The sequence below is a fragment of the Mycobacterium sp. 20KCMC460 genome, from assembly GCF_022179425.1.
Lineage (GTDB): Bacteria > Actinomycetota > Actinomycetes > Mycobacteriales > Mycobacteriaceae > Mycobacterium > Mycobacterium kiyosense.
The window spans coordinates 268772-285680 of the sequence record NZ_AP025524.1 but is presented as its reverse complement, the minus strand read 5'-3'; the positions used below and the strand labels follow the sequence as shown (position 1 = coordinate 285680).

Here is a 16909-nt window from a genome sequence, read left to right as displayed (position 1 = left end):
CGCACCCGACTTTAGTGCGGGATCTTCGCCAAAATCGCCTCCAGGATGGCGACGCCGTGGTGGTCGGTGCTCATGCTGCAGGCACCGACGTCGACCAGCACGTTGTTGGCCGCGGTCAGCGCGCGCTGGCAACCGACGTAGTGGTGCCCCTCGCGAGCGGTGGTGATCGCCAGGCCGCCGTCCGGGTTGCTCAACGCACCGAAACTCCACCGGTGCGGACTCTCGTTTGGCAGCGTGACGGTGAAGGTGCGCCCCGCGCACGCCGCCCACACCGGATGCTGCGCGGCGAGAGCTTTCTGCGCGGCGTCGGCGCTGGGAAAGACGATGACGGCCTGCTGGACGTCGGCCCCCCCGGCGGGGTTGGTCAGGAACTGGCGTTGCGATCCTTTGGCTTCGGAGTTGTTGTAGGCGGCCAAGTCGGCAGGCTGGTAGGGCCCGACGCAGTCCTGGTCGGAAATGTAGGACGAGGCGTTGGCCCACGAATCGGCGTCGGATTCGACGACTTGCATTGCGGCAGTGCCCATTATGGTTTTGATCTGGTCGGCGGGGAGCAGGAATCCGGGTAGCTCGGAAGCGATCACCGGTGGCACCGGACCATTGGCCGTCGTGGTGGTCGCAGCGCCGCTGGTCACCGATGTGGTCGACGGGGGTGCCGATGCGGGTGGGTGCGACGGCGAGCGCACGGTCAGCACCGCCACCGTAGCGATCACGGCTGTCGCTGCGGCCGCCGCCACTATCGCGGCGGCGATCCGGCCCCGGCGACGGCGCGGGGCAGGCGCAGGCGCCGGCGTCGGCCAACCCGGCGGGGGTGGCGCGGGCGGCGCGGCCGGTGCGGGTGTGGCCGCCAGGGTGCGGTCCTGGCCCGGCTGCCACCACGCCGGCGCCGGGGTCGAGTAGTCACTGACCTGGTTGCTCGAGATCGGTTGCCACGGAGCGGTTGTCGAGGTCGACTGTTCGGCAAGGGCGTCCGCGGCGGCTGCCGCCAGCTCCCGCGCCGACGCGAACCGCTGTGCGGGGTCCTTGGCCATCGCGGTGGCGATCACCGCGTCCAGGCGCGGCGGCAACCCCGGCGCCCATTCGGTGACCCGCGGTGGCGGGGCCTGCAGGTGTGCGCCCACCAGCGCGGGCAAGCCCTGGGCCCAACAGAACGGCGCCTTGCCCGTCAGCAACCGGAACAGCGCGCACCCCAGCGAGTACAGGTCCGCGCGACCGTCGAACGGCTGGCCGCTGAGTAATTCCGGTGCCGCGTAGGACAGCGTGGCCACCACCGAACCGGTGACCGTCAACCCGGCATCGCCCAGGGCGCGCGCAATTCCGAAGTCCCCCAACAACACCCGCTCGTCGGGACCCGTCGGTCCGGACAGCAGGAAGTTGGCGGGCTTGACGTCGCGGTGCACCACGCCCTGGCCGTGCGCGTGGTCGAGCGCCTTGGCGACCTCGCCGACGATGTGCACCGCGCGGGCCGGGGTCATCGCACCGGATTCCAGGGCGCGGTCGGCGTCGGTGCCGTCGACGAACTGCATCGCGATCCACAGCTGGCCCTGCTCGGTCTGGCCGCGGTTGTAGATCGAGACGATGTTGGGATGGTCCAGCCGGGCGGCGACGTCGGCCTCGCGCAGGAAGCGGACCCGGAAATCGGGGTCCTGGGACAGTTGCGCGTTGAGGACCTTGAGCGCGTCGAACCGCGGCAGATTCGGATGGGCGGCCTGGTACACCTCGCCCATGCCGCCGGAGCCCAGCAGCCGCTCGATGCGGTATCCCGCCACTACCGTTCCGGGACTCAGCATGGTCTAACCGTCGGCGAGCCGGCGCGCGACAGCGTCCTGGATCACCGCGGTCTGGTTGGTGCCGGCATGGCTGGCGAGCTCACGCACCAGCGCCACAGTGCGGTCACTCTTGATGTTCAAGCCCACGGTAGAACGCTACCCGGCTCAGGGCAGAGCTCCCACCAGCAACTGAACGCGGTGATCACACCTCGATGACGACCGCCCCGCCCTGACCGCCGCCTGCGCACATGGCCGCGACCCCGATACCGCCTCCGCGCCTTGCCAATTCATAGGTCAGCGTGGTCACCATCCGCGCGCCCGAGGCGGCGATCGGGTGGCCCAGGCTGCAACCGCTGCCGGAGAAGTTCACCAGCTCCTCGTCGATGCCGTACTCGCGGCACGCGGCGATGGGCACCGAGGCGAACGCCTCGTTGATCTCCCACAGCGCCACGTCCCCGACCGACAGGCCGGCCCGCTGCAGCACCTTGCCGATCACCTTGACCGCGCCCAGCCCGCAGTCGCGCGGCGGTACCCCGGCGGCGGCCCAGGCCCGGACCCTGCCCATCACGTTCAACCCCTCGGCGGCGGCGTAATCGGCGTCCACCAGGGCGACCGCGGCGGCCGCGTCGTTGGTGCCGCTGCTGTTGCCCGCGGTGATCGAGAAGCCCTCGATCTCGGGGTGCAGCACCTTCAGGCCGGCCAGCTTCTCCACCGTGGTGTCGCGGCGCGGGTGCTCGTCAACGGAGAAGTCGACCACCGAGCCGTCGAACTGGGTGATCTTCAGCGGCAGGATCTCCTCGGCGAACTTGCCGGCGTCCTGGGCTGCCACGGCGCGCTGGTGCGAGCGGGCCGCCCAGGCATCCATCTCTTCGCGGGTGATGCCGACCGACTGCGCGGTGTTCCATCCGACGGTGATCGACATGTCCTTGGCCGGTGCGTCCGGGGTCTCGACATGGGTGGGCGGCATCCAGCGCTCTTCGAACTTCAGCTCCGGGCCGGGAATACGCCAGTTGGTCAGCGGCGTCATCGACAGCGACTGCACGCCGCCGGCGATCAGCACCCGCTCCATGCCGGAACCGATCTGCGCCGCGGCGTTGCCGATCGCGGTCAGGCTGCCCGCGCAGTGCCGGTTCACCGACTGGCCGGGCACGTGCTCGAGTCCGGTGGCCGTCGCCGCGTAACGCGCCAAATCACCACCGCCGTAATGTGATTCGGCGAAGATGATGTCGTCGATCGCGGCGGGGTCCACCCCGGAGCGGCGCACCACCTCGGGCAATACCGCGGTGATCAGCGTCTCGGGCGGGGTGTTGACGAGCGTGCCCTTGAACGAACGACCGATCGCGGTCCGAACGGCGCCGACGATAACGGGTGTGGCCATGAACAAACCTCGAGCTTTCTGTCGGGAATCGAGCCCAATCGTAGCAAGTACCGTATTTACAATAGTGGTGAGCTATGTAACGCCCGGCCGGCCGGATCGGCCAGCGCACCGGCACTTGGCGAGCTATCGGAAATTCAGGCCGCAAATCGGCGTGTTCCGCAGCCTGGGCGACGGGACACACGCGCCGCCAAGCCCCGATCCGAATAGCACCGTTTACGCACCCGTTACGTCTAAACTGCTCCCAGGATTGCCAGGCCGTACTGACTCGATGAACGGAGTGATTCGGGGGTGCACCGGATCTTGTCGACGACGGTGGCGCTGGCCTTGACGATGGCGCCGCTGACCGCACCGTCCGCCATGGCAATCACCCCGCCCGCTATCGATCCCGGCGCGCTGCCGCCGGACGTGACCGGTCCCGACCAGCCGACCGAGCAGCGGGTGCAGTGCACCTCGGCGACGGTGTTCCCCGACTCCACGTTCCACGACCCGCCGTGGGGCAACTCCTACGTCGGGGTCACCGAAGCCCACAAGTTCGCCACCGGAGCCGGGGTGACGGTCGCGGTGATCGACACCGGCGTCGCCGCGTCTGCGCGGGTGCCGGCCGAGCCCGGCGGCGATTTCGTAGCGCAGGCCGGCGACGGATTATCGGACTGCGACGCGCACGGGACGCTGACCGCGGCCATCATCGGCGGTCGGCCCGCGCCCACCGACGGGTACGTGGGCGTCGCCCCCGACGTACGGCTGCTCTCGATACGGCAAACCTCGGAGGCCTTCGAACCCGTTGGCGCCCAAGCGAATCCGAACGATCCCAACTCCACCCCGGCGGCCGGGTCGATCCGCAGCCTGGCTCGGGCGGTGGTGCACGCGGCGAATCTGGGCGCCGGGGTGATCAACATCAGCGAAGCCGCCTGCTACAAGGTGAGCAAGCCGATCGACGAGGCGAGTCTGGGTGCCGCCATCGACTACGCCGCCAATGTGAAGGGGGCGGTGATCGTCGTCGCGGCCGGCAACACCGGTGGCGACTGCGCGCAGAATCCGTTGCCCGACGCCGCGACGCCCACTGATTCGCGTGGCTGGAACAAGGTGCAGACCGTCGTGACACCGGCCTGGTATGCGCCGCTGGTGCTGCCCGTCGGCGGGATCGGCGAGAGCGGGGTGCCGAGCACGTTTTCCATGCACGGCCCGTGGGTCGGGGTGGCCGCACCGGCGGAGAGCATCGTCGCGCTCGGTGACCGCGGCGACCCCGTGAACGCCCTGCAGGGTAAGGAGGGTCCGGTTCCCATCGCCGGTACCTCCTTCGCCGCGGCCTACGTTTCCGGTCTGGCGGCGCTGCTGCGGCAGCGGTTTCCCGCGCTGACCGCGGTGCAGATCATCAACCGGATCACCGCGACCGCACGGCATCCCGGCGGTGGGGTCGATGACCTGGTCGGCGCCGGTGTCGTGAACGCCGTCGCGGCCTTGACGTGGGACATCGCGCCCGGCCCGGCGACCATCCCGTACAACGTCCGGCGCCTGCCGTCGCCGGCCCCCGTGCCGGCGCCCGATCGCCGGCCCATCACGGCGGTGACGCTGGCCGTCGGCGGACTGCTGCTGGCGTTGGTCTTCGGCGCGCTGACGGCGCGGGCACTGAGGCGCCGATGAGAAACCCGGTCCGGCTGCGGTTCACCACCGGCCACACGGTTGTCCTGACGGTGCTGGCCCCGCTGGCCACCCTGGTGTTCGCCCCGACGCGGTACTGGTGGGTGGGCATCGTCCTGGTCGCGGTCGGTGCCGTCGTCGTATTCGTCACCTTCTTCGACCGCCGGCTCACCGGCTGGGTGGCGACCGTGTTCGCGTGGCTGCGCCGACGGCGCAAGCCGCCCGACGTGCCGTCCGAGCCGGAAGTCGGAGCCACCGTCAAGCCCGGCGATCACGTCGCGGTGCGCTGGCGCCGCGATCACCTGATCGCGGTGATCGAACTCAGGCCGCGGCCGTTCACGCCGACGGTGATCGTCGACGGGGTGGCCCACACCGACGACGTGCTGGACACCAGGCTGCTCGAACAGCTGCTGGAGGTGCACTGCCCCGAGATGGAAGCCGACGTGGTCTCGGCCGGTTTCCGGGTGGGCCGCACCGCCGCGCCGGACGTGGTGAGCCTGTACCAGCGGGTGATCGGCGCCGATCCGGCCCCGGCGAACCGCCGGACCTGGATCATGCTGCGCGCCGACCCCGAACGCACCCGCCGCGCGGCACAGCGCCGCGACGAGGGCGTCGCCGGGCTGGCCCGGTATCTGGTGGCCTCGGCGACGCGCATCGCGGACGACCTGGCCAGCCACGGCGTCGACGCGGTATGCGGACGCAGTTTCGACGACTACGACCACGCGATCGACATCGGCTTCGTGCGGGAGAAGTGGTCGATGATCAAAGGCCGCGACTCCTACACCGCCGCGTATACCGCGCTGGGCGGTCCCGACCAGTGGTGGTCGGCGCGCGCCGATCACACCGTCACCCGGGTCCGGATCCGGCCCGGCGAGCCGCCGCAGGCCACCGTGCTGCTCACCACGGCCGGTAAACCCAAGACGCCGCGCGGCTTCACCCGGCTGTTCGGCGGGCAGCGGCCGGCGCTGACGGGCCAGGATCTGGTCACCAACCGGCACTGTCAGATCCCTATCGGGTCGGCCGGTGTGCTGGTCGGCGAGACGGTGCACCGCTGCCCGGTCTACCTGCCGTTCGACGACGTCGACGTGAGCCTTAATCTTGGTGACGCACAAGCATTTACGCAATTCGTGGTGCGCGCGGCGGCGGCGGGCGCGACGGTGACCGTCGGCGCGCATTTCGAGGAATTCGCCCGGCTGGTCGGCGCGCAGGTGGGCTCCGAAGCCAAGGTCGCGTGGCCGAACGCGACGACGTACCTGGGCCCGCATCCCGGCGTCGACAAGGTGGTGCTGCGGCACAACCTGGTCCGCACCCCACGGCACCGGGAGCTGCCGATCAGGCGGGTGTCGCCGCCCGAGGAGAGCCGGTTCGCGCTGGCCCTGCCCAAGTAGTGGTCGACCTATCCGGCCGATTTTGGTGCGGGGAGCCCGTCGTGCGGCGACGATAATGGTTAGAGCATTAAGGAGGACTATCCGATATGACTCAGCCGCAGACCGTGACGGTGGACCAGCAGGAAATCCTGTCGCGGGCCGACGAGGTGGAAGCCCCGATGGCCACGCCACCGGCCGACGTCCCCGCGGCGCCGTGCGGCCTGACGGCGGCGAAGAACGCCGCCGAGCAGCTGCGGTTGTCCGCCCAGAACATGCGGGACTTTTTGGCTGCCGGGGTGCGGGAGCGTCAGCGGCTGGCGACGTCCCTGCGCAACGCGGCCAAGGCCTACGGTGACGTCGACGAGGAAGGCGCGACGGCGCTGAACAACGACGGCGGCGAGGTGTCCGGCGAATCGGCCGGCGGCGTCGGCGGCGACAACTCCGCGGGCCTGCAGGACACCCAGCAGGTCGCTGCCGCCGGCGACGACGGGTTCACCGATTTGAAGGCTGCCGCAACGAAACTGGAATCGGGCGACCAGGGCGCGTCGTTGGCGGCGTTCGCCGACGGATGGAACCAGCTGAGCTTCGCTTTGCAGGCAGATGTCAAGCGGTTCCGCATCTTCGAGAACTGGACGGGCGACGCGGCCACCGCGTGTGAGGCCTCGCTGGACCAGCAGCGCGAGTGGATCACCCACATGGCCAAGCTGGCGACCGCGCTGGGCAAGCAGGGCACCTACCTGGCGCAGCTGCAGTTGTGGGCCAGGCGCTCGCACCCGACGCTGGCCGACATCACCAAACTCGAAGAGCTGTCGAAGGATCCGGCCTACAAGGATCAGGCGATCAAGCTCTACGCCGAGTACCAGTCCAAGTCCGAGCAGGTGCTCAACGAGTACACGAACAAGGCTCAACTGGAAGCGGTGAACCCGCCGAAGCCGCCGGCCGCGATCAAGATCGACCCGCCGCCTCCGGCGCAGACCCCGGGTCTGATCCCCACCCAGGTGATGCAGGCGGCGAGTATGGCCGGCGGGGGTTCGGGTTCGCCAATGCAGGCGCCGATGATGCCGATGACCGGTGGCGGTGCCGGCGGTGGCATGCCGTCCGGCGTTGGTGCCGAGTTGTCGGCGGCCGGCCGGGACGCGGCGGCGAGTCTGCCGAAAGAGCCTGGCATGAAACCGATGTCGCTCGGTGGCGGCGGTGGCGGCGGAATGCCGTCGATGCCGTTGGCGGAGGCGGGCGGCGCCGGCGTCGCGGGTGAGTCGGTGCGGCCGGCCGGCGCGGGCGACATCGGCGGTGCCGGACAGGCCGGTGCCGGCCGGGGCGCCGGCCCGGGCGGCGGCGGTATGGGAATGCCGATGGGCGCCCATGGCCAGGGCGGGGGCGGGTCCAAAACCAAAGGCGCACAACAGGATGACGAGGCGCTCTACACCGAGGACCGGGAATGGACCGAGGCCGTCATCGGTCAACGTCGCCGGCAGGACAGCAAGGAGTCGAAGTGACCGACATGGAGATGGAGCCGCACGTCGCGGCGGCGTTGGCGCTGGCGGCACGATTCCAGCAGGCCCTCGAAGGCACCCTCAACCAGATGAACGCCGGTGCGTTCCGCGGTAAGGACGCGGCCGAGACGGTTGAGGTGACGATCAACGGGCACCAGTGGCTGACCGGCGTGCGTATCAATGACGGCCTGATCCGGGAACTGGGGGCCGAGGCGGTCGGCGCGCGGGTCAACGAGGCACTGCAGAACGCGCAGGCGGCGGCCAGCGAGTACAACGCCGCCGCGGGGGAGCAATTGACCGCCGCACTCGAAGCGATGAGCAGGGCGAGCAACGCCTGAAACAACTTCCTTATCGCCGCCGAGTGTGAATCACCCGACGGCGAATCAGCGTGTCGCGTAGTGAGATTCACGATCGGCGAGAGGAGAGCAGGTGATGGGCATTCCGCGACCGACGGGCGAGTACGCCGGTCAGATGCTCGAACCGGGCGCCTGGCCGCAGGCTGACGAGGACACGTTCTACGACCGCGCGCAGGAGTACAACCGGATGCTGCGCAAGGTCACCGATGTCATGGACGCGGCCCGTCGTCAACAGGTCGAGGTCTTCGACGGCGGCGTCTGGTCGGGTGGTGCGGCCAACGCGGCCAACGGCGCACTCGGCACCAATCTGACCGAGCTGAGCACGCTGCAGGATTACCTGGCCACCGTCATCACCTGGCACCGGCACATCGCCGGATTGATCGCTGCGGCGAAGGCCGAGATCGGCAACAACGTGGACGGTGCTCAGCGCGAGATATCCATCCTGGAGCACGATCCGGAACTCCAAGCCGAAGCGCGCGTCGCCGCCATCAACGCGGTGGTCCGGGCGACGCACGAGGCCAACAGCAGTTTGGTCGCCGAAACCGCCGAACAGGTTCTGGCCTCCAAGGACTGGAGACCGCCGCACAATGCGCTGCAGGATCTGCTGCACCAGGTGATGCCCCCGGCCCCGGACGTGCCGACCCTGGTGGTTCCGTCGCCTGGCGTGCCCAGCCCGGTCGCCCCGGTGCCCACTCCGTTCGAGCCGACACCGGCCAATCCCTACCAGCCGGTCGGGCCGGGCACTCCGGTGCCGCCGGTGACCCCGACGCCGTTCGAGCCGACGCCGGCGAACCCTTACGACCCGGTGAACCCTGGCGCCCCGGTAACCCCGGTCATCCCGGTCACGCCGGTGATTCCGAGCCCGCCGGTCACACCGGTCACCCCGGCCCAGCCGCACCCGGATCGTCCGGTCGCCCCTGCGACGCCGGTGACTCCGATCGCCCCTGCGACGCCGGTCAATCCGAGCCCGAAGCCCACCCCGTCGCCGGCACCGGTCAGCCCGTCGCACCCGACCCCCAGCCCGTCGCCGACGAACCCATCGCCGAATCAGCCGTCGCTGCCCGCGGGCCCCGGTGCATCCCCGACGCCGGGCCCATCGGGTACGCCGAGCACCGAGCCCGTACACGTGAAACCGGCTGCAGCGAACGACCTTTCGCCCGGCCGTACCGAACAGCCCGCGGGCTCCTCCGGACCCGCACACCGCAGCGACGACGCGTCCCCGGCCATGACACCCGCGGCCGCCACCGGTATGGCGGCGCCGATGCGAGGTTCGTCGCCCGGAGTTGGCGGCGCACCCACGGCTGCGGCCACGAACCAGGGCACCGGTGCCGCCGCGGCGGCCGGAACCCGCGCCGCGGGCGGGCGCGCCCCCCAGGCGGGCAAGGCTCCGGTCGCCACGTCGACCCGCGCGGCGGGAGCGCGGACCGCGCCGCCGGCACGTCCGGCGCCCCCAAGCGAGGACACCGACAAGAAGAAGCCGTCCGACGACGTGACGGCGTTGCCGTCGGTGCCCGTCTCGGCGGCTCGCGCGGCACGCGATGCCGTTGCCGCGGCCGTCGGCGCCCGCGGCGCCAAGAAGGACCCGCTGCGGCTGGCTCGACGGGTCGCCGCGGCACTCAACGCACGCGACAGCGGCGGTGACGACGACTACGGGTTCTTCTGGATCACCGCGGTGACCACCGACGGCGAGATCGTGGTGGCCAACAGCTACGGGCTGGCCTACATCCCCGAGGAAGTCCAGCTGCCCGCCAAGGTCTTCATGGCAACCGCCGACCGCGCCCTTCCCGCCGACGAAAAGGCGCGCACCGCAACCTATCCCGTGCTGGCGGTGCAGGGCTGGGCCGCCTTCCACGACCTTGAGCTGCGCGCGGTGATCGGAACCGCGGAGCAACTGGCGAATTCCGATCCGGGCGTGGCCAAGATCGTCCTGGAAGACGACGACATCCCGGACAGCGGAAAGATGGTCGGCCGGTCCCGGCTCGAGGTGGTCGACCCGTCGTCGGCGGCCCAATTGCAGGAAACCGACGACCTGCACCTGCTGGACCTGTTGCCGCCGGCCCCGGCCGACGAGAAGACACCCGACGACGAGCGGCACATGCTCTGGTTCGATCTGATGAAGCCGATGACCAGCACCGCCACCGGTCGCGAAATCGCGCATTTGCGAGCATTTTTCGCTTACGCCACGCACTGTCGCGAACTCGCGCTGCACCGCGCTTACGGTGCGGCGGGCGGGCAACCCCAGCGCCTGGCCGTCGAGGACTTCCTGTACTGGCGGTGCGTCGCCGCGCTGCTCGACAGTGCCCTGACCGGAACCTGCTGAAGACGGGTTCGGCAACAGAATTGGCGCGGGAAGGGCGCGTCAGGTCCGGTAAAATTCGTCGAATGGGGCTCGCACCGAGGGGATGTTGTGATGGCTGAACCACTGGCTGTCGATCCCACCCGTCTCACCGCTGCGGCGAGCAAACTCTCCGAACTCGTTTTCCCCGCTCCGCCCGCCCCGATGCAGGTGGCCGGGACGGACGCGGTGTCGGCGGCGATCAACGAGACGATGCCGGGCATCGAGTCCCTGGTCTCCGACGGCCTGCCCGGTGTCACCGCAGCATTGCGACGGACCGCCGGACGCATGATCGCCGCAGCGGATATCTACACCAAAGCCGACCAGTCGCTGGGCCAAGCGCTGTCGCAGGACGGGTTCGACGGCGCCGCACCGACGCTGGGCGCCATGGCGGCCGCGTCGGGTCAGACGGACGCGGGCACGCTCGGTGCGGCAACGCTGGGCGGGCCGGCGAGCGCGCCCGGACAACTGCCGGGTGCGGCCGGTGGCACCGCGGCCGTGGCCGGAGTTGGCCAACAGTTCGCTGAGGCGGTCAGCGGGCAGGTCGCGGCGGTGACCCCGCACCTGCAGGCGACCGTGCCGCAGCTGGTTCAGCTGGCGCCGCTGGGTCAGCAGCTGACCCCGATGGGCCAGCAGGTGGGGCAGAGCGTGCAGCAGGCCGCGTCGCAAGCGTCGCAGGGCGGCGGTTCGCCGGCCCAGCTGGCCAGTGACAACAAGCCCGACGGCGAGAACCAGGACGACGACGGCGACGACGAAACGCAGTCGGCCGATCGTGCCGCGGCGGGTTCGGCTACGTTGGTCAGCGCCCCGGTGGCGGACACGGCGGCTGCTGCCGGTACACCCGCATCAGGTGGTGCCGCCGGCCCGGTCTGACCCGGCCGGTTCAGAACCGCAGATTGCGCACCATGTCGTAGACACCGGTCACCCACAGCAGCAGCGGGATGACGGAGGCGACCACAGCGCCGTCGATCAGCTCCGAAATCCGTTTGGCCACTGGCGAAACGCGCCGCACCGGCGCCGTCGCGCCGGTCACCACCAGAGAAATGACCACCAGCGCGAGGTAACCGCCCAGGATCAACGCGGCCCACTGCGGGTACCAGAGACTCAGCTTGACGGTGACCCCGGTCGGGATGCCGACAGTCGCGGCCAGCAATGCCCAGGCACACCAGCGGTCGGCGTATAGCCGGGAACGGAAGCCGCAGAGCACCATCAGCAGCGCGGCGATCACCAGGGTGTGGACGAAAAAGTGCCCTCGTGCCACCACCGCAACCGCGCCGCTGGCCAGAATCAGCGCACCCGCTGTTACGAAGCCGATCAGCAGTTGCTTGGCCAGTTTGCTGCGCTCGGTGAGCCGGGCCGCCGAGTTGGGCACCGACGCGATGATCGCCTGCCAGGTGGGGGTCTCGCTGGTGGTCGTCTCGTCGGTGGCGACCGGATCGAGCAGTTCTTCGTTGTCCACGGTCTCGCCCGGAACGGGTATGGGCGGCAACGCGATCCGGGCCACGGCGACCGTCAATTTGGCCGCGGTGGTGATGACGAACAGGCCGAAGGCGATCGCACAGGCCGGGACCCAGCGCTGGTAGCCGTATCCGTACGCGATCGCGGCACCGAGCAGCGCGATCGCGGCTATCACGGCAAACGAGGACAACTCGTGGCGTCGCCTCGGCCCGCCACGCACCAACAAGGTGACGAGCAGCACCGCGGTGGCAGCGGCGGCGAGCTGCGGCGCGCCCAGCGCGCTCACCCCGCGGGGCAGCGGCACGGCGATCGCCGCCGCGGCCGCGATCAACGGCACCGATGCCATCAGTAGGCACTCGGCGAACTCGGCCTTGCGGTAAAAGCGGTTGGCCACGAAAGATCCTGCCAGAACGGCGATTCCGACCAAGCCCAGCGCCAGTGCCCAGTACCAGCTGCGGCCGGTCAGCCACCACGCCCGCATGGCCGCCAGAGTGATCGGCACCGCCAGGATCGGAATCGCCACCCCGATGAACCGGTCCACGGCCGGCCGGTCGAACTCAGGGGACTCGTCCAGCACCGCGATCGCGTCGATGACGTCTTCGACGAGCGGTCGGTACCGTTCGGTCCGGCTCGCGGCCACCAGGGTCAGCAACGATCCGTCGACGACTCCTGCCTCGTCCAGGGACTGGTCGAGTTTCAGCGGCGGTGCTCCCGGCCTGGCGAAAGTCCAGACGCCCTGTGCGGCGAAGTCGAAGCCGGCCAGGATGTCGGGCGGGGTGTCCTCCAGCAGCTCGGCGAGCACCGCGACGGTCTCGTCGATGTAGGTGGACATTGGTGTGGCCGCGGGCAACACCAGATCCGTCATCCGCCGTCCGGTCAGCACGGTCACCCGAGTGGTGGCGGGTCGTGCGGGCGTCGCGCCCGCCGTGCTGGTACCGGCAGTGGCAGTAGGTGCGCTCAACGACGTCCCGCCCTTTCGAAGTCGTCGGACAGAGCCGCGGCCAGTTCGAGGACCCGGCGCTTGTAGTCGGGGTCGAGTTGGTCGAGTTGAATTTCGGACCCGGTCGCGATGTGCTTGTCCCACGGCAGCAGTACCACCCGGTCGGGCCGTACCAGTTGTTGGAACTGGCGCACCAACTGCTTCTCCGCGACGTTGGTCTCGCCGACCGCGACGTGGTTGACGACCACCACCACACGATCGAGCAGATCTTGATAACCGTTGTGGCGCAACCACTTCAGGGCACTCTCGGCCTGCCGGGCGCTGTCCACCGACACGTTGGTCACGATCACGATGGCCGACGCCGTCTCCAGCACGCCTCGGGTCACCGGGTCGAACAGGCCTGGGCCGCAGTCGGCGAGCACCAGGTTGTAGAACTTCGACACGGTGTCGACCGCGAGGCGCAGGTCCTCGCCGCTCAGCCCGCGCGCGGCGGTGGCGTACTCCGCAGTCGGCAGTATCTCGAGGTTGTCGGAGTTCACACTGATGTGTGCGCGGACGTCGTTGTAGTGCGACACGTTCTTGTCGGCCACCAGGTCGGCGATGGACGACGGCGAGGTGCGGCCCGCGCGCTCGGCGAGGTTTCCGCAGCCGGGATCCGCGTCCAGCCCCAGGATGCGGTCGCCGCGCACCTGCGCGAGCATGGTGCCCAGCGTGACCGTGGTGGTGGTCTTGCCGACGCCGCCCTTGAGGCCGAGCATCCCGATCTGGTACGAACCACGCGGCTGACGGCGAATCCGGGTACGCAGGCTCAGTTCGTACTTCTCGTCCCGGGACAGGCCGGGGTTGATCCGGGTGAGCCGGTAAAGGCCACGGCGCCAACCCCGTTGGGGGATGGGCTTGGGGCCGGCCGGTGCCGGTGGCTGCGGCTGTGGTGCAGCGGTGGGCGCCGGTGCGGTGGCCTGTGCAGCCGGTGCAGCGGGGGTGGACGCCGACGGCGCCGGGCTCGGTGGCGCCGGCCGGACCGGAGGGGGTTTCGGTGCCGCACTGCGTCGTTCGCCGGGAGGCTGCGAGTCGGGTCGGGGCCGGGTCGCCGGGGGCTTGGGTGCCCGCGCGGCAGGTGCGGCTTGGTTGAGCTGGAACGGTACAGTCGGCGGTTCGGGCGCGACTGGGCGTGCCTGCCCGACCTGGTTTTCGGGCATCGGGACGCGGAAGTAGGGGCCGCCCCCCGGGTCTGGTTCGCCGGAATCCGGGTCCGGCAGATAGCGGTGTCCGCGCCGCGCCCGCCGCGGCGGCTCGGTGGTTCGGGGCGCCTCAACCGGCGGCGTCTCGGGTGGGTGCGCCTCGGTGGGGTGCGGTGCGGGCTGCTGTGTCGGGCCCAGCCGCACCCGCCGGTTGGGGATGTCGCCGGACGCGGTCTGGGTGCGCTCGCTCGGCGGCACCGGAGGCGGCGCCGGACGATCCCACCGGACCGGCGGCGGTCCGGTCGGGGCGGCGCGGTGCGGCGGCGCGCCATTGGTGGGGGAGGGGGCTGACGGCGCCTTGGGGGCCGGGGGCCGAACCGGGGGCGCCGGGGCCGCTGACGGCGCTTGCGGTGGTGCAGGTGTTGCGGCCGAGATCTGTTGCGGGCGAGGTGGTTCGGCTTGCGCGGGCTGTTGCTCGGCGGGCGCGGCTTCGCCGGCAGGCTCCGCATCTTGTCGTGGCGGCTCGGCTGCGGGCGGCGCCACGGGCGGTGGTTCGGGCTCGTACTGCGGCAGCGCGGGCGGCGGCGGTGGTGGCGGTCCACCGATGGGCATCGGCGGAAGTGGTGATTTCGACCCCGCGGCTGGCCCGCTGACCGGCGCCGGCTCCGTTGCCGCGGAGGGTGGTTCGGCAGATGCGGGCGCCGGTTCGGGAGGCGCGGAAGGCGGTAGGGGAGCCGCGGGCGGTGCGGGAGCGGCGGGCGGCGGTGCGGGAGGCGCGGGAGGCGCGGGAGGCGCGGGCGCCAACGCCACCGGCGCTGGTGGCTGTGACCAGTCGACCGGTGGCGGGGTGGGCGTACTCCGGCCATTTTCGGGTACGACCCCGGCCAAGGCATTCGGGTCGAAAAAAGTTTGCCCGGCGTCATCTTCGCGCAAATCGGAATCCGCGGCGGGCCGAAAGAGCGCGTCATAGTCGGCCGGCATCAGAACCTCTCGGAATTTCGCCAGAACGTATTAAGCACGAGAAGGGGCGAGATCCCCCGAACTGGGTTGAACTCGCCCGATCTCGTGCCTCGAGAGTCTACGCGTACAAAGGGGTTTTGTTACGCGAACATCCCCGTCACGTTGCCCTCGGTCGACTGCATGGCCTGACCGGCCTCGCTGATCGTGCGGGCCAGGTTCTGCAGCGCGTTGTTGAGGTCCTGGGCGGTGGCGTCCCACTTCTGCTGAACGCCCTGGTAGGCCTCCGAACCACTGCCGCCCCATGCCGCGGCGAGCTTGGTCAGGGACTGCTTGCCCTCGTCGAGCAGGGAGTGAATGCTCGTGACATTTCCCTGGATGGTGCTGGCCGCGGCCTCGATACCCGCGAAATTCCACTGCTGTTCTGTCATGTCGTTGCTCCGTTTTTCTTGGTGGTATTTGGGGGATTTGAGGAAACTGATCAGAAGCCCATTTGCGAGGACAGTGCTTGCTGCTGCTCCTCGTCGGCCCGCTGGTATTGGACGCCGGCCTGACGGATATTCGTCGAAATCTCGTCGAGTTCGGCTTTTTGCTTGTTGGCGGCTTCCTGGAACCGCACCACGGCGGCCTGGGCGGCCTGACCGGCGGCACCCTGCCACTGACCCTGCAGCGACGCTGCGGTGGACTCGACCTGGTCGATCTGGGTCTTCAGGTCGGCCGAGATCCGCTCGAAGTTACCTGCCTCTTGCGCGAGGGCAGCGGCATCAGTCTTCATCTCTGCCATGCTGGACTTCTTTCTCTCTTTCCATTCCTCGCCATCGGTTGGCAAGTCTTCCGGCCCGGTTGACCGGGAAGTCTGCGGTGGCTGTGGGGATCACCAGTCGTCATCGTCGTCCCACAGGTCTTCTTCTGGTTCGTCGTGCTCGTCGGCCGCTGCGGCCGGAACGGCGAGCGCCGCCCGGGTGCCGCCGCCTGGTGCGCCCTGACCCAGCGCGCCGGTACCGACCGGGGCGGTGCCACCCGTCGCCGATTCCCCGGCTGCGGCCGCCGGCAGCACCGCCGGACCGGCCGGCTTGTCGATCAGCCCGGTCATCAGCGGTGTGCGGGCCAACGTGCCGCCGGCGCCCGGGATTGCTTCCCCGCGTAGCAATCCCGCGCCGACACTCGCGCCCGAGCCGCCCGCAAGCGGGTGGTTGGACAGCGGGCTGGCCCCGAGTAGACCCAGCTGGGCTTCGTCGTCGCCCAGTCCGGTACCGGTGCCGCCCGAGTTGCTGCCCAGCTGGCTGAACATCGAGGTCATCTGCTGCGCCGGCTGGGCGAGCTGCTGCATGGGGCCGCTGAGTTCGGCGACCTGCCCGGCGGTGGCCTGCACCGTCTCCGGGGTCAGCGCGCCGAGCTGGGCCGGCATACCGATCAGCGGGCTCGACGCCATGCTCTGGCTCATCCCCGGGTCGAGGATGGCCGCCATCGGCTCGATCTTGTCGAACATCGTGTTGACCAGCGTCTCGGCCTGATAGATGTCCATCGCCACGGCTGCCTGGGTCCACATCCGGACGAAGTAGTCGATCTCGTTCAACGCGATCGGAATGGTGTTGATGCCAAGGAAATTGGTGGCGCACAGCACCGCGGTGGTGATGTGGTTGGCCGCGATCTCGGGCAGCGACGGTGTGGTCGCCATCGCCTGGGTGTAGGCGGCGGCTTGGGCGGCAGCTTGCATGCCGCGCGTCTTGGCCTGCGCCGAGGCGGTCTGCAGCCACGTCACCATCGGCAGCGCGGACGAGATCGCCTTGTCGCTGCCGCCGCCGGTCCAGGCTTCGCCCAGGGAGTTCAGCCGCGCGGTCAGTTCGACGGCTTGAGCGTCCAGGGCGGCGGCCAGGGATTCCCATCCCGCGGCGGCAGCCAGCATCGGTGCCGGTCCGGCACCGGCCATCAGCCGAGCGGTGTTCAATTCCGGCGGCATTGCGTGCCACAGCATGGTGATCAACTCCCTTCCGGCTCGATTTTGTCGGTAATCGGCGAAAACGCAGGCGCCATTCCAAT

General features: G+C 69.9%; 13 protein-coding genes and 1 pseudogene. 6 read left to right on the top strand and 8 right to left on the bottom strand.

The genetic code is table 11. The features are described 5' to 3' along the window. Positions 1-11 precede the first annotated feature (11 nt). The 3 genes and pseudogenes from MKCMC460_RS01330 to MKCMC460_RS01320 form a co-directional block, all read right to left on the bottom strand. On the bottom strand, positions 12-1787 hold the full coding sequence (locus tag MKCMC460_RS01330) for a serine/threonine-protein kinase PknH/PknJ (protein WP_238305230.1): 1776 nt from the start codon (positions 1785-1787) through the stop codon (positions 12-14). A gap of 9 nt (positions 1788-1796) precedes the next feature. Next, positions 1797-1913: pseudogene (locus MKCMC460_RS01325) on the bottom strand (type II toxin-antitoxin system VapB family antitoxin); the annotation flags it as partial. 55 nt (positions 1914-1968) lie between these two features. After that, complete coding sequence (locus tag MKCMC460_RS01320) at positions 1969-3144, bottom strand: thiolase family protein (protein WP_236979211.1); 1176 nt, start codon at positions 3142-3144, stop codon at positions 1969-1971. A gap of 288 nt (positions 3145-3432) precedes the next feature. On the opposite strand from MKCMC460_RS01320, the gene mycP reads away from it, so the two are divergent. From mycP to MKCMC460_RS01290, 6 genes are all read left to right on the top strand, one after another. Then, positions 3433-4785: a type VII secretion-associated serine protease mycosin gene (mycP, locus tag MKCMC460_RS01315; RefSeq protein WP_236979209.1), complete on the top strand. Its 1353-nt coding sequence runs from the start codon at positions 3433-3435 to the stop codon at positions 4783-4785. Beyond that, positions 4782-6170: a type VII secretion protein EccE gene (gene eccE / locus MKCMC460_RS01310; protein WP_238305228.1), complete on the top strand. Its 1389-nt coding sequence runs from the start codon at positions 4782-4784 to the stop codon at positions 6168-6170. Before mycP ends, eccE begins: the two co-directional genes overlap by 4 nt. An 86-nt stretch (positions 6171-6256) precedes the next feature. Next, positions 6257-7645: a secretion protein EspB gene (locus MKCMC460_RS01305; RefSeq protein WP_236979205.1), complete on the top strand. Its 1389-nt coding sequence runs from the start codon at positions 6257-6259 to the stop codon at positions 7643-7645. Between the two features lie 5 nt (positions 7646-7650). Continuing rightward, the gene (locus tag MKCMC460_RS01300; protein WP_370653131.1) at positions 7651-7980 is read left to right on the top strand and encodes a YbaB/EbfC family nucleoid-associated protein; all 330 of its coding nucleotides are present in this window, start codon (positions 7651-7653) and stop codon (positions 7978-7980) included. 94 nt (positions 7981-8074) lie between these two features. Then, the gene (locus MKCMC460_RS01295) at positions 8075-10318 is read left to right on the top strand and encodes a secretion protein EspK (protein ID WP_238305226.1); all 2244 of its coding nucleotides are present in this window, start codon (positions 8075-8077) and stop codon (positions 10316-10318) included. Positions 10319-10408: 90 nt separating this feature from the next. Further along, on the top strand, positions 10409-11206 hold the full coding sequence (locus MKCMC460_RS01290; protein ID WP_236979201.1) for a hypothetical protein: 798 nt from the start codon (positions 10409-10411) through the stop codon (positions 11204-11206). A 10-nt stretch (positions 11207-11216) separates the two neighbouring features. Here MKCMC460_RS01290 and eccD read toward each other — a convergent pair whose 3' ends face one another. The 5 genes from eccD to MKCMC460_RS01265 form a co-directional block, all read right to left on the bottom strand. Continuing rightward, positions 11217-12752 carry a type VII secretion integral membrane protein EccD gene (eccD, locus tag MKCMC460_RS01285; protein ID WP_238305224.1) on the bottom strand — a complete coding sequence of 512 codons (1536 nt, stop codon included), beginning with the start codon at positions 12750-12752 and terminating at the stop codon, positions 11217-11219. Next, on the bottom strand, positions 12749-14524 hold the full coding sequence (locus MKCMC460_RS01280; RefSeq protein ID WP_370653052.1) for an AAA family ATPase: 1776 nt from the start codon (positions 14522-14524) through the stop codon (positions 12749-12751). Before MKCMC460_RS01280 ends, eccD begins: the two co-directional genes overlap by 4 nt. Positions 14525-15012: 488 nt before the next feature. Next, positions 15013-15300: a type VII secretion system ESX-1 WXG100 family target ESAT-6 gene (gene esxA, locus MKCMC460_RS01275; protein ID WP_236979197.1), complete on the bottom strand. Its 288-nt coding sequence runs from the start codon at positions 15298-15300 to the stop codon at positions 15013-15015. Between the two features lie 50 nt (positions 15301-15350). Then, positions 15351-15653, bottom strand: a complete 303-nt coding sequence (locus tag MKCMC460_RS01270; RefSeq protein WP_236979194.1) for a WXG100 family type VII secretion target — start codon at positions 15651-15653, stop codon at positions 15351-15353. A 90-nt stretch (positions 15654-15743) separates the two neighbouring features. Beyond that, entirely contained in the window at positions 15744-16844 is a 1101-nt protein-coding gene (locus tag MKCMC460_RS01265; protein WP_236979193.1) for a PPE family protein, read from the bottom strand. Between the last annotated feature and the right edge of the window lie 65 nt (positions 16845-16909).

Excerpts from the sequence above, each read along its gene's own strand:
- MKCMC460_RS01320 (WP_236979211.1), bottom strand. The coding sequence starts at position 3,144 with ATGGCCACACCCGTTATCGTCGGCGCCGTTCGGACCGCGATCGGTCGT.
- MKCMC460_RS01290 (WP_236979201.1), top strand. The coding sequence starts at position 10,409 with ATGGCTGAACCACTGGCTGTCGATCCCACCCGTCTCACCGCTGCGGCG.
- MKCMC460_RS01280 (WP_370653052.1), bottom strand. The coding sequence starts at position 14,524 with ATGCCCATCGGTGGACCGCCACCACCGCCGCCGCCCGCGCTGCCGCAG.
- MKCMC460_RS01295 (WP_238305226.1), top strand. The coding sequence starts at position 8,075 with ATGGGCATTCCGCGACCGACGGGCGAGTACGCCGGTCAGATGCTCGAA.
- MKCMC460_RS01265 (WP_236979193.1), bottom strand. The coding sequence starts at position 16,844 with ATGCTGTGGCACGCAATGCCGCCGGAATTGAACACCGCTCGGCTGATG.
- MKCMC460_RS01300 (WP_370653131.1), top strand. The coding sequence starts at position 7,651 with ATGGAGATGGAGCCGCACGTCGCGGCGGCGTTGGCGCTGGCGGCACGA.
- eccE (WP_238305228.1), top strand. The coding sequence starts at position 4,782 with ATGAGAAACCCGGTCCGGCTGCGGTTCACCACCGGCCACACGGTTGTC.
- MKCMC460_RS01305 (WP_236979205.1), top strand. The coding sequence starts at position 6,257 with ATGACTCAGCCGCAGACCGTGACGGTGGACCAGCAGGAAATCCTGTCG.
- esxA (WP_236979197.1), bottom strand. The coding sequence starts at position 15,300 with ATGACAGAACAGCAGTGGAATTTCGCGGGTATCGAGGCCGCGGCCAGC.
- MKCMC460_RS01330 (WP_238305230.1), bottom strand. The coding sequence starts at position 1,787 with ATGCTGAGTCCCGGAACGGTAGTGGCGGGATACCGCATCGAGCGGCTG.
- MKCMC460_RS01270 (WP_236979194.1), bottom strand. The coding sequence starts at position 15,653 with ATGGCAGAGATGAAGACTGATGCCGCTGCCCTCGCGCAAGAGGCAGGT.